Genomic DNA, 11,908 nt, shown 5'->3' with positions numbered 1-11,908 from the left:
GAGCGTGATGGCGAAAGAGGGCGAGCGCGCCGGACGGCCGGGGCGGACCCTAGGGGCGGTGGGGCCTGAGGCGGGCGTGGAGGGTGGAGGCGGCGGCGTCGGTGAGCGAGGCGATCTGGTCGATGATCACCCGCTTGCGTGACCTGTCGTCCTCCGCCGCGTCGAAGAAGGCCCGGAACTGCGGGTCGAGCCCCTCGGGGGCACGGGCGGTGAGCGCCTCGGCGAGTTCGGCGAGGATGATGCGCTGGTCGGCGCGGAGCGCCTCCTGCTCGGCGCGCTGCATCACGTACCGGTCGGCCACGGCCTTGAGAACGGCGCATTCGTTACGGGTCGCGCGGGGGACGACGAGCTCCGCCGCGTACCGGGTGAGCCGGCCGCTCCCGTAGGCCTGGCGGGTGGCGCCCTCGGCGGCGAGGCAGAAGCGGCCGATCAGCTGGCTGGTGGCGTCCTTGAGCCGGGCCTGGGCGACCGCCGATCCGTCGTAGCCGTGCGGCCACCAGTCCTGGTCGACGAGGCGGTCGAGGGCCTCGGCGAGCTCCTGCGGATCGGTGTCGTGCGGTACGTACCTGCCGATGGCGACGGCCCAGATGTCGGCGCGCTCGGGCTCGGCGAAGAGCATGTTCGGGTCGATGTGGCCGGCGTGCAGACCGTCCTCGAAGTCGTGGACCGAGTAGGCCACGTCGTCGGACCAGTCCATGACCTGCGCCTCGAAGCACTTGCGGTGCGCGGGGGCGCCCTCGCGGGCCCAGTCGAAGACGGGCAGGTCGTCCTCGTACACGCCGAACTTCGTCGAGCCGGGGTCCTCGGGGTTCCCGCCGCGCGTCCAGGGGTACTTGGTGGCGGCGTCGAGCGCGGCGCGGGTGAGGTTGAGGCCGACGCTGACGGGGCGGCCGGTGGAGGCGTCGGCGATGAACCGCTTCGGCTCGATCCGGGTGAGCAGCCGCAGCGACTGGGCGTTGCCCTCGAAGCCGCCGCAGTCCTTGGCGAAGTCGTTGAGCGCGACCTCTCCGTTGTGCCCGAAGGGCGGGTGGCCCATGTCGTGGGCGAGGCAGGCGGCCTCGACGAGATCGGGGTCGCAGCCGAGCGCGGCGCCGAGCTCGCGCCCGACCTGGGCGCACTCCAGGGAGTGGGTGAGCCGGGTGCGGGGGCTGGCGTCCCAGGCGTGACTGCGCGAACCGGGGGTGACGACCTGCGTCTTGCCGGCCAGTCTGCGCAGGGCGCTGGAGTGCAGCACGCGCGCCCGGTCCCGCTGGAAGGCGGTCCGCCCGGGCCGCTTGTCGGGCTCGGCGGCCCAGCGTTCCGTCGCGTCGTCGTCGTAGCCGGGGGTGTCCGTGATGCCGGGGGTGTCCGTGAAGCCTTCCATGCACCGAAGGTAACGGGCGGGACGGACAGTGGGGCGAGGACGTGCGGTCGAATTCGGCCCGTGCGTGCGCGGAGGGGGCGTTCGCCGGCGCGGGAGCGGGATTTCCTCAGGCGGAGGCGAGTTGTCGCCAGGTGGCGGCGGGGGCGGCGAGGGACCGGTCGTAGCGGTGGAGTATCAGGCGGGCGAGGGCCGGGTGATCGCCGAGCGGGGGCGCGGCGATCCAGGGGGCGTGGGCGGCGGCGCGGCCGGCGAAGAGGCCGGGGGCGGTGAAGCAGGAGGCGACGGCGACCCGGTGGCGGCCCCGCGCGGCGAGGGCGCGCACCGCGTCGGGGACGGTCGGGGTGGCGGCGGAGGCGTACGCGGGCAGGACGGGCACACCGCCGAGCCGGTCGGACAGGGCGGCGGCGATCCGGCGGACGGCGGCGAGGCCTTCGGGATCACGGGACCCGGCCGCGGCGAGGACGACGCCGGTGGTGCGCGAGGTGCTGTCGGCGGAGGTCCACCCCGCTTCGGCGAGCCGGTCGGCGAGGGCCTCGACGAGCAGCGGATGCGCGCCGAGGGGCGCGGCGATCCGGACCTGGCCCTCGGGCAGCGCGGCGGCCGCGGCGGGCAGGTCGTGCTTGACGTGGTGGCCGGGTCCGAAGAGGAGCGGGACGAGGACGGCCCCGGGTCCGGTCGCTTCCCGCCCCGTGACTCCTGCCGGGACGCGCGCCGTGGCCTCATCGGTGGCGCCGGGCGTGACGCGCGCCGTGCCGCCCGGCGTGGGGCGGGCCGTGACGCCCGACCCGATGTCCGTCGTGACGTCGGCGAGGACGTCCGGCAGCAGCGGGGCGTTCAGTTCGATGTGTGCCAGGCGGACGTCGAGGCCGGGGCGGAGTTCGCGGATGCGGTCGACGAGGTGGGAGAGGGTGACGGCGGCGCGTGGGTCACGGCTGCCGTGGCCCACGGCGACGAGGGCGGGGCGGCGGCGCCGGACGTCGTACGGGCGGACCCGGCTCAGGCGCTCCCCGAGCCGCGTGGTGATCGTGCCGAGCAGCTCGGCCGTGCTGTCGAACGTACTGTCCCGCTCCGTCATGCACCGATCCTGACGGCGCCGCGTTGCCTCCCCGTTGCGTGGGCGTCACGAGTGTTTTCCACCGGCTCACGGACCGCCCCGCGGAACTGTCAGGCGTCGGCGGACAGCCAGACCCGGAGGGGGCCGATCTCCTCGAAGCCGGCGGCGAGCGCGGGCGTCAGGTCGTCGCCCGACTCGTAGCCGACGACCGGGCCGCCGTCGTCGTCGGCCAGGCTCAGACAGCCGGCCCAGGCCTCGGCGGGGTCGGTTCCGTCGGCGGCGAAGAGGTTGGAGACGCCGGTCACCCGGCCGTTCCCGCTGAGCACCGCTCCCCCGGAGATCCGGCCGTCGGCGCCGTACCCCGCGACGACGCGGATCGCCGGCTCGTCGAGCAGCCCGGCGCGGAAGAGCGCGGCCTCGTCGGCGTCGCCGCCGCTCCAGGCCGTCGCCCACGCGGCGAGTTCCGCCGGGGTACGGACGGCCCGCCAGCGCGTCCCGTCCGGCGCGGCGGGGGCCGGACGTCCGGCGGGCCGGTGGATCCAACTCGCCTCGAAGAGCGGCCGGAAGCCCTCGCCGGTCAGGTCGAGGCGGGCGAAGGAGTCCTTGACCGAAGCGCCGGGGGCCCGGCGGTCGATGCCGCCGAGGACGTCCCGTACGGACGCGTCGGCCGTGAGCGTCACGGCGTCCGGAAAGTACGGCGGGGTGCGGCGCCCGTTCGTCCAGGCTCGCGGCCCGAAGGCGCCCGGACGGCCGTGGGCACGGCACATCGCCTCGCACCACTCCGCGTTGTCGAGAGCCGCCTCGGTGATCATCTGCGGATCGTACGGCTTACCCCCTTCTTCCCTCATTCTTTTATCTAGCGGAATATCTTTTCCATCATGCGAATGACTCCGACCGCCACGCCCCGGCTCTCCAGACGCGTCGCCGCCGAACTCGTGGGCACCGCCGCCCTCGTCACCGTCATCGTCGGCTCCGGCATCCGCGCCGAGGCCCTCAGCCGGGACGTGGGGGTGAGCCTGCTGGCCAACTCCCTCGCCTCCGCGATCGGCCTCGGCATCCTGATCGCGCTCCTCGGCCCCCTCTCCGGCGGCCACCTCAACCCCGCCGTCACCCTCTGCGAGTGGTGGGCCCGCCGGGGCGAGGAGGACGCCCCGGGCCCCGGCGAGGTCGCCGCCTACTGCGCCGCCCAGCTCGTCGGCGCGGTCACCGGCGCCCTGCTCGCCGAGACGATGTTCGGCCGGGCACCCGGCACCTGGTCCACCCAGATCCGCTCCGACCACCACCTCCTCCTCGGCGAGACCGTCGCCACCGCGGGCCTCGTCCTGCTCGTCCTCGGGCTGCGCCGCATCGGCCGGCTCGCGCTCGCCCCGCTGGCGGTGGCCGCCTACATCGCGGCGGCGATCTGGTTCACCTCGTCCGGTTCCTTCGCCAACCCGGCGGCCACCGTCGGCCGCGCGCTCTCCGACTCCTTCACCGGCATCGCGCCCGGCTCGCTGCCCGGGTTCGTCGGGGCGCAGCTCCTCGGGACGCTGCTCGGCGTCGCCCTCGCCGCCCTTCTCTACGGCGGCGGCGAACCGAACAGGCCCGATCCGCGTCGAACAGGGTGACGGGGCAGGCAAGATCCACGGAGGTTCGTCCATGCGACGCGTACGCGTACCCGCCCGGCTGAAACGGGTAGCGCCGCTGCCGCGCCCTGGCACTCTGCTGCCGCGTGCGGCCGTCCTGTTCCCCCGCACCCGTAGGGCCCGCCGCCGTACCGTCCAGGCCGTCATGCTGGGCACCGTCCTCGCCCTCGCGCCCGCCACCTGGATGCACGCCGTCGCCGACGGCCGCCTGCGGACCACCGCCGACGTCCCCGCACAGGACGTCGCCGTCGTCTTCGGCGCCGGGCTCTGGAAGGGCCGGCCGACGCCGTACCTCGCGCACCGGCTCGACACGGCCGCGGAGCTCTACCGCGCCGGGAAGGTCAGGGTCGTCCTCGTCACCGGCGACAACAGCCGGGTCGAGTACGACGAGCCCGACGCGATGCGCGCGTACCTCACCGGGCGCGGAGTGCCCGACCGTCACATCGTCAGCGACTACGCGGGTTTCGACACCTGGGACTCCTGCGTCCGCGCCAAGGAGATCTTCGGCGTCGACCGGGCCGTCCTCGTGACGCAGGACTTCCACATCAGGCGGGCCGTCGCCCTCTGCGGGGCGGCCGGCATCGACGCGTACGGGGTCAAGGTCGTCGAACCGCACGACTCCGTCTTCTACTACGGCGGGGTCCGGGAGCTCGCCGCCGCGGGCAAGGCGGCCCTGGACGCGACGCTGCGGCCGGACCCGCACTTCCTCGGGGAGCGCGAGGAGGGCGTGACGGAGGCGCTCGCCTCGGCGGGCTGACCCTCGGCTCGCCCCGCGGCCGCCCGGCCCTCACCCCCGGCCCGGCGCACGGCGGAGGAGAGTGCCCATCGCCCGTAATGCGGGGCGTCGCCTCCCGTAACACGGCTGACGCACGCTTTCCGCATGTCCGAGGCTGCCACCACCCCCACGCACTGCCCCTACTGCGCCCTCCAGTGCGGCATGGGGCTGCGCCCCGCGGACGGCTCCGTGGAGGTGGTCGACCGCCCCGACTTCCCCGTCAACCGGGGCGCGCTGTGCGGCAAGGGCCGTACCGCCCCGGCCGTACTCTCCTCCCGGGTCAGGCTGACCGGGCCCCTGGTCCGATGCCCTGACACGGGGATCCTGAAGTCGGCCACCTGGGAGGAGGCACTCTCCGCCGTCGCCGACGGACTGCACCGGACCCGCGTCGACCACGGACCCGATGCCGTGGGGGTCTTCGGCGGCGGCGGGCTCACCAACGAGAAGGCGTACACGCTGGGCAAGTTCGCCCGGCTCGTGCTCGGCACCTCGCAGATCGACTACAACGGACGCTTCTGCATGTCGTCCGCCGCAGCCGCGCACCAGCGGGCGTTCGGGCTCGACCGCGGGCTGCCCTTCCCGCTGGAGGACGTACCGCGCACCGGCTGCGTGATCCTCGTCGGCTCCAACCTGGCCGAGACCATGCCGCCGGCGCTGCGCTACCTCACCGAGCTGAAGGCGAACGGCGGGAAGCTGATCGTCGTCGACCCGCGCCGCACCCGCACGGCCGAGCAGGCCGACCTCCACCTCGCCCCGCGCCCCGGCACCGACCTCGCGCTCGCCCTCGGACTCCTCCATCTCGTGGTCGCCGAGGGGCGGGTGGACGAGGAGTTCGTCCGCGAGCGCACGGCGGGGTGGGAGGCGGCCCGCGCCGGGGCGATGGCGCACTGGCCGGAACTGGTCGAGCGCATCACGGGCGTACCGGTGCCGCTCCTGCGGGACGCCATGCGGATGTTCAGCGACGCGGAGAGCGGGATGGTCCTCACCGCGCGCGGCCCGGAACAGCAGTCGAAGGGCACGGACACGGTCGGCGCGTGGATCAACCTCTGCCTCGCGACGGGACGGGCCGGGCGGCCGCTGAGCGGGTACGGGTGCCTCACGGGACAGGGCAACGGCCAGGGCGGCCGCGAGCACGGCCAGAAGGCGGACCAGCTCCCCGGCTACCGGAAGCTGGACGACCCGGCGGCGCGAGCGCACGTGGCGGGGGTGTGGGGGGTGGACCCCGCGTCGCTGCCCGGGCCCGGCCGCAGCGCGTACGAGCTCCTGGACGCGCTCGGGGGCGAGGTGAGGTCGCTGCTCCTGATGGGATCCAACCCCGTGGTCTCGGCGCCGCGCGCCGCCCACATCGAGGGGCGGTTGCGCTCGCTCGACTTCCTGGCCGTCGCGGACGTGGTCCTGTCGGAGACGGCCGAGCTGGCGGACGTGGTGCTGCCGGTCGCCCAATGGGCGGAGGAGACGGGGACGACGACCAACCTGGAGGGCCGGGTGCTGCTGCGGCGGCGGGCGATCACCCCGCCGGACGGCGTCCGCACGGACCTGGAGGTCCTGCACGGCCTCGCGACGCTCCTCGGCTGGGAGAAGGGCTTCCCGACCGACCCGGAGGAGGTCTTCGACGAGCTCCGCCGTGCGTCGGCGGGCGGCCCGGCGGACTACTCCGGCATCAGCTACCGCCGTATCCGCGAGGAGGACGGCGTGTTCTGGCCCTGCCCGGAGCGCGCCGAGGGGGAGCCGCCCCATCCCGGGAGCCCCCGCCTCTTCCTCGACCGGTTCGCCACGCCCGACGGGCGGGCGCGGTTCGTGCCGGTGGTGCACCGGGGTCCCGACGAGGAGACCGATGCCGCGTATCCCGTCGTGCTGACCACCGGCCGGGTCGTCGCGCAGTACCAGTCCGGGGCACAGACCCGGCGCGTCGACGAGCTGAACGCCGCCGCGCCCGGGGCGTTCGTGGAGCTGCATCCGCGGCTCGCCGAACGGATCGGCGTGGCCGAGGGCGAGCGCGTCGCCGTCGTGTCGCGGCGCGGGCGGGCCGTCGCGCCCGCCCGGATCACCACGGCCATCCGGCCGGACACGGTCTTCATGCCGTTCCACTGGCCCGGCGAGGGCCGCGCCAACACCCTCACCAATCCCGCGCTCGACCCGGTCTCCCGGATGCCCGAGTTCAAGACGTGCGCGGTCCGGGTCGAGCCCGCCAGTCCCCGCCCCTGATGAGCGGTCCCAACGGCGTGCCCGGGGCAGCGAAGTAGACCCAGGCCCGGACGGCGGCCCCGTCCCGGACCCGTACCACCTCGCGCTCGGCCCGCTCGTACCCGGCGGGGAGCTCCACCCGGTCCAGTACCGCGAGGAGTTCGCGGTACTCCCCGGGCACGGCCGTCACCAGGTCCCCCGCGACCAGACCCTCGCCCGGCACCACGTAGGGGTAGCCGGGCCCGTCGTGGAGGAGCGCTCCGGTGAGCCGGGCCGGCTCCTCCCGGGCCGTGCGGCCCAGCAGCAACCGGTCGTGGTTGTACTCGCCCGGCCGCAGCGTCCCGTAGACGAAGAAGGGCAGCTCGGTCATCCCGCGGCGGGCCCGGTCGTCTCGGCCTCCAGCCACGCCAGGTAGGCCGCCGAGGCCCCGACCACGGCGGTGGCGAGAACCTCGGGCGTCTCGTAGTCGTGCGCGGCGAGGAGGTGGGCCTCCAGCTCCTCGTAGCGCCCCGCCGTCGTCTTGAAGAGCACCTGCCACTCCTCCTCGGTCTCGATCGCCTTCCGCCAGTGGTAGACGGAGGTGACCGGCCCGGAGATCTGCGCGCAGGCGGCGAGACGGGCCTCGACCGCCCCGCGGGCGAGCTCCTGTGCCTTGGCGGCGCTGTCGGTGGTGGTGAGCACGGTCCATGCGAGGGTCATGCCCTCACCGTACTCAGGCCGCCGTGGCGAACTGGGCCGCGTAGAGCCGCGCGTACGCGCCGTCCGCCGCCAACAGTTCCTCGTGGGTGCCCTGTTCGACGATCGAGCCGTTCTCCATCACCAGGATGACGTCCGCGTCCCTGACGGTGGAGAGCCGGTGCGCGATCACGAACGACGTACGGCCTTCCCGGAGCGAGGACATGGCCCGCTGGATGAGGACCTCGGTGCGGGTGTCGACGGAGCTGGTCGCCTCGTCGAGGACGAGGATCGCCGGCTCCGAGAGGAACGCCCTGGCGATGGTGACGAGCTGCTTCTCGCCCGCGCTGAGCCCGGCGCCGTCCTCGTCGAGGACGGTGTCGTAGCCCTCGGGCAGAGTCCGGATGAAGCGGTCGGCGTGGGTGGCCATGGCCGCCTCGACGACCCGTTCGCGCGAGACCTCGCCACCGGCTCCGTAGGCGATGTTCTCGGCGATGGTCCCGCCGAACAGCCAGGTGTCCTGGAGGACCATGCCGATGCCGGACCTGAGGGCCTCGCGGGTCATGGCCGAGACGTCCACACCGTCGAGGGTGATGCGGCCGCCCGTCACCTCGTAGAACCGCATCAGCAGATTGACCAGCGTCGTCTTGCCGGCGCCGGTCGGGCCGACGATCGCGACCGTCCGGCCCGGCTCCACGGTCAGGGACAGGTCCTCGATCAGCGGCTTGTCCGGCTCGTAGCGGAACGACACCTCCTCGAACGTGACCCGGCCGGCGACCGTCGCCGGGCGCGGGGCGTGCGCGGACAGGGGCTCGGGCGCGGGGGACTCCTCTTCCGCGTCCAGCAGGTCGAAGACCCGCTCGGCGGAGGCGACCCCGGACTGCAGCAGATTCGCCATGGCCGCGACCTGGTTGACGGGGCCGTTGAACTCGTACGAGTACTGGATGAACGCCTGGACGTCACCGATCGACAGCGTGCCGCTCGCCACCCGCAGCCCGCCGACGACCGCGATCAGGACGTAGTTGAGGTTGCCGACGAAGGTGAGGGCCGGCTGGATGAAGCCGGAGACGAACTGGGCGCGGAAGCTCGCCGCGTACAGCTCCTCGCCGAGTTCGTCGAAGCGCGCCACGGCCGCGTCGCGCCGCCCGAAGACGACGACCTCCGCGTGCCCGGTGATCGTCTCCTCGACATGGCTGTTGAGGCGGCCGGTGACGGCCCACTGCCGCACGAACTGCGGCTGGGCGCGCTTGCCGATCCGGGCCGCGACCACCACGGAGAGAGGGACGGTCGCGAGGGCGACGAGGGCGAGCAGCGGCGAGATCCAGCACATCATCACCAGCACGCCGACGATCGTGAGCAGGGCCCGGACCATCTGGCTGAACGCCTGCTGAAGGGTCTGGGTGATGTTGTCGATGTCGTTGGTGGTGCGGCTGAGCACCTCGCCGCGCGGCTGCCGGTCGACGTACGAGAGCGGCAGCCGGGCCAGCTTGCCCTGGGCCTCGGCCCGCAGCCGGTGCCCGGCCCGCTGGACGACGGTCGTGGCGAGGCGCTGCTGGATCCAGTTGAGCGCGGCGGCGCCGGCGACGGCCGCGAAGGCGCCGGCGAGCGCCCGGCCGACGGCGCGGAAGTCCACCCCGGCCGGGCTCGCGGCGCCGGAGACGACGAGGTCGGTGGCGTGGCCGAGGATCAGCGGGCTGAGGACGGCGAGGGCGACGCTCGCGGACACGGCGGCGATCACCCCGAGGAGCCGGGGGCGGTCGGGGGCCATGGTGCGCAGCAGGCGCAGGCCGGAGGAGCGGAAGTCCAGGGAGCGTTCGAGGGACGGGGTGCTGAGGCCGGGGCCGCGCTGCTGGACGGCCGGTCCCCGGCGTTCGGGGGCACTCACGCTGCTTCCTCCTCGGTGAGCTGGGAGAGGACGATCTCCCGGTAGGTGGCGTTGTCCCGCATGAGTTCCTCGTGGGTGCCGCTGCCGACGGCCCGGCCCTGGTCGAGGACGACGATCCGGTCGGCGTCGCGGATCGTGGAGACGCGCTGGGCGACGATGACGACGGTCGCGTCGGCGGTCTCCGCCGCGAGGGCCCCCCTCAGCAACACGTCGGTGCGGTTGTCGAGGGCGGAGAAGGAGTCGTCGAAGAGGTACACCCGCGGGGAGGCGACGAGGACCCGGGCGATGGCCAGGCGCTGGCGCTGGCCTCCGGAGAGGTTGGTGCCGCCCTGCGCGACCGGAGCGTCGAGGCCTTCGGGGAGCGTCCGCACGAAGTCGGCGGCCTGGGCGACCTCCAGGGCGTGCCACAACTCGTCGTCGGTCGCCCTGGGTCTGCCGTACCTCAGGTTGCTCGCGACCGTACCGGAGAAGAGGTACGGCCTCTGCGGGACGAGTCCGACGGTACGGGCGAGGAGTGCGGGGTCCATGTCGCGGACGTCGACGCCGCCGACCGTGACCCGGCCGCCGGTGGCGTCGAAGAGCCGGGGGACGAGCCCGAGGAGGGTGGTCTTGCCGCTGCCGGTGGAGCCGATGACGGCCGTGGTGCGACCGGGGCGGGCGGTGAGGCTGACGGAGCGCAGGACGGGTTCCTCGGCGCCGGGGTAGCTGAAGTCGGCGTCGTGGATGTCGAGCCGGCCGGCCTCGCGCAGTTCGCGGACGGGCGCGGCGGGCGGGGTGACGGACGGTTCGGTGGCGAGGATCTCCTGGATGCGTTCGGCGCTGACCTCGGCGCGGGGCATGTGCATCAGCAGGAAGAGGACCATCATCACCGACACCATGATCTGCAGCAGATAGCCGAGGAACGCGATCAGCGAACCGGCCTGCAGGACCCCGGACTCGATCCGGTGGGCGCCCGCCCAGATGACGGCGACGGTCGCCAGCTCCCAGACGATCAGCACGATGGGGAACATCAGGGCCTGGAGCCGGCCGACCCGCACTCCGACCGACCGCAGTTCGCCGTTGGCGGCGGCGAAGCGCCGCTGCTCGTGGCGGTCGCGGACGAAGGCGCGGACGACCCTGATGCCGGTGATCTGCTCGCGCATCACCCGGTTGACCCCGTCGACGCGTTCCTGCATCCCGCGGAAGAGCGGCCGCATGCGCAGGACGACGGTGCCGACGGCGCCCGCCATGAGCGGGACGAAGAGCAGGAGCAGCAGCGCGAGCGGAACGTCCTGGTCGAGGGCCATGACGATGCCGCCGACGCAGAGCAGGGGCGCCGCCACGAGCATCGTCAGGACGAGGACGGTGAACGTCTGCACCTGCTGGACGTCATTGGTGGTGCGGGTGATGAGGGAGGCGGTGCCGAAGCGGCTCATCTCCCGGGCGGAGAAGTCCTGGACGCGGCGGAAGGCGGCCGCGCGCAGGTCGCGGGCGACACCCATGGCGATCCTGGCGCCGTGGTAGACGGCGGCGGCCGCGGCCACGGCCTGGAGGAGGGTGACGGCTGCCATCAGGGCGCCGCCGGTGAGGACACGGGTGGTGTCGCCGCGCAGCACGCCGTTGTCGATGACGTCGGCGTTGAGGGTGGGGAGGGTCAGGGAGGCGACGGACTGGGCGAGCTGGAGTAGGACGACGAGGGCCAGGGTGCGTCGGTAGGGCCGGAGCCGACCCGCCACCAGTCGGAGCAGCATGGGTACCTCTCCCCCTCAGGCGCCGTAGGGGCGGGAGGACTTGGCGTCCCGCAGGGCGTGCGCCCACCAGGCGATCCGGTCGAGCATCGTCTTGGCGGCCGCGTCCGGTCCGGTGGGGTCCTTGTGACGCCCGTCCTCCTCGAAGTCGCCGTGGGCGTTGTGGAAGGAGACGGTGTCGCGGACGGTGACGGCGTGCATCTCGGCGAAGACCTGGCGCAGTTGCTCGACGGCACGCAGGCCGCCGGAGATCCCGCCGTAGGAGACGAAGCCGACGGGCTTGGCCTGCCACTCGGTGTAGTGCCAGTCGATGAGGGACTTCAGGGGGGCGGGGAAGGAGTGGTTGTACTCGGGGGTGAGGACGACGAACGCGTCGGCGGCGGCGAGGACCGGGGAGACCTTGGCGAGCTCGGCCGAGGCGGCGGCGTCGGGGCGGTGGGTGAGGGCGGGCAGCTCGACGTCGGCGAGGTCGACGACGTCGACGGTGTAGTCGGTGCGCTCGGCGAGGCGGGCGCGGAACCAGGCGGCGACGACGGGCGCGAACCGCCCCTCGCGGTTGCTGGCGACGACGAGGGCGAGCTTGAGCGGGGTGGAGTCCGCGTGGGTGATGTCCATGCCGG

At 73.8% G+C, this 11,908-nt stretch carries 11 protein-coding genes; 3 read left to right on the top strand and 8 right to left on the bottom strand.

All coding sequences use genetic code 11. The features are described 5' to 3' along the window. Positions 1–49 precede the first annotated feature (49 nt). From ACZ3IJ_RS23240 to ACZ3IJ_RS23230, 3 genes are all read right to left on the bottom strand, one after another. Entirely contained in the window at positions 50–1,363 is a 1,314-nt protein-coding gene (locus ACZ3IJ_RS23240; protein ID WP_467471057.1) for a deoxyguanosinetriphosphate triphosphohydrolase, read from the bottom strand. 106 nt (positions 1,364–1,469) lie between these two features. After that, the gene (locus ACZ3IJ_RS23235; RefSeq protein ID WP_467471054.1) at positions 1,470–2,438 is read right to left on the bottom strand and encodes a sirohydrochlorin chelatase; all 969 of its coding nucleotides are present in this window, start codon (positions 2,436–2,438) and stop codon (positions 1,470–1,472) included. Positions 2,439–2,527: 89 nt separating this feature from the next. Beyond that, positions 2,528–3,229: a hypothetical protein gene (locus ACZ3IJ_RS23230; protein ID WP_467471052.1), complete on the bottom strand. Its 702-nt coding sequence runs from the start codon at positions 3,227–3,229 to the stop codon at positions 2,528–2,530. A gap of 66 nt (positions 3,230–3,295) precedes the next feature. On the opposite strand from ACZ3IJ_RS23230, the gene ACZ3IJ_RS23225 reads away from it, so the two are divergent. From ACZ3IJ_RS23225 to ACZ3IJ_RS23215, 3 genes are all read left to right on the top strand, one after another. Beyond that, positions 3,296–4,024 (top strand): aquaporin, encoded by a 729-nt coding sequence (locus ACZ3IJ_RS23225; RefSeq protein WP_467471049.1) that lies wholly within the window; start codon positions 3,296–3,298, stop codon positions 4,022–4,024. Positions 4,025–4,055: 31 nt separating this feature from the next. Next, a complete protein-coding gene (locus ACZ3IJ_RS23220; protein WP_467471047.1) occupies positions 4,056–4,799 on the top strand; it encodes a SanA/YdcF family protein in 744 nt (247 codons plus the stop codon). Between the two features lie 123 nt (positions 4,800–4,922). Next, a complete protein-coding gene (locus ACZ3IJ_RS23215) occupies positions 4,923–7,022 on the top strand; it encodes a molybdopterin oxidoreductase family protein (protein ID WP_467471044.1) in 2,100 nt (699 codons plus the stop codon). Here the strand turns inward: ACZ3IJ_RS23215 and ACZ3IJ_RS23210 are convergent. Genes ACZ3IJ_RS23210 through ACZ3IJ_RS23190 form a run of 5 tightly spaced genes read right to left on the bottom strand, consistent with a single transcriptional unit; the run spans position 6,976 to position 11,903 of the window. Beyond that, positions 6,976–7,371 (bottom strand): gamma-glutamylcyclotransferase family protein, encoded by a 396-nt coding sequence (locus ACZ3IJ_RS23210; protein ID WP_467471392.1) that lies wholly within the window; start codon positions 7,369–7,371, stop codon positions 6,976–6,978. The two genes, ACZ3IJ_RS23215 and ACZ3IJ_RS23210, sit on opposite strands and share 47 nt — an antisense overlap. Then, positions 7,368–7,700, bottom strand: a complete 333-nt coding sequence (cutA, locus tag ACZ3IJ_RS23205) for a divalent-cation tolerance protein CutA (RefSeq protein ID WP_467471042.1) — start codon at positions 7,698–7,700, stop codon at positions 7,368–7,370. Before cutA ends, ACZ3IJ_RS23210 begins: the two co-directional genes overlap by 4 nt. Before the next feature lie 13 nt (positions 7,701–7,713). Then, entirely contained in the window at positions 7,714–9,561 is a 1,848-nt protein-coding gene (locus ACZ3IJ_RS23200; RefSeq protein WP_467471040.1) for an ABC transporter ATP-binding protein, read from the bottom strand. Further along, positions 9,558–11,291, bottom strand: a complete 1,734-nt coding sequence (locus ACZ3IJ_RS23195) for an ABC transporter ATP-binding protein (RefSeq protein ID WP_467471038.1) — start codon at positions 11,289–11,291, stop codon at positions 9,558–9,560. Before ACZ3IJ_RS23195 ends, ACZ3IJ_RS23200 begins: the two co-directional genes overlap by 4 nt. Positions 11,292–11,306: 15 nt before the next feature. Continuing rightward, complete coding sequence (locus ACZ3IJ_RS23190; protein ID WP_467471036.1) at positions 11,307–11,903, bottom strand: NADPH-dependent FMN reductase; 597 nt, start codon at positions 11,901–11,903, stop codon at positions 11,307–11,309. Positions 11,904–11,908: the final 5 nt, after the last annotated feature.

This window comes from Streptomyces sp. NPDC013317 (assembly GCF_055563155.1).
This window is presented reverse-complemented; position numbering and strand designations above follow the sequence as displayed.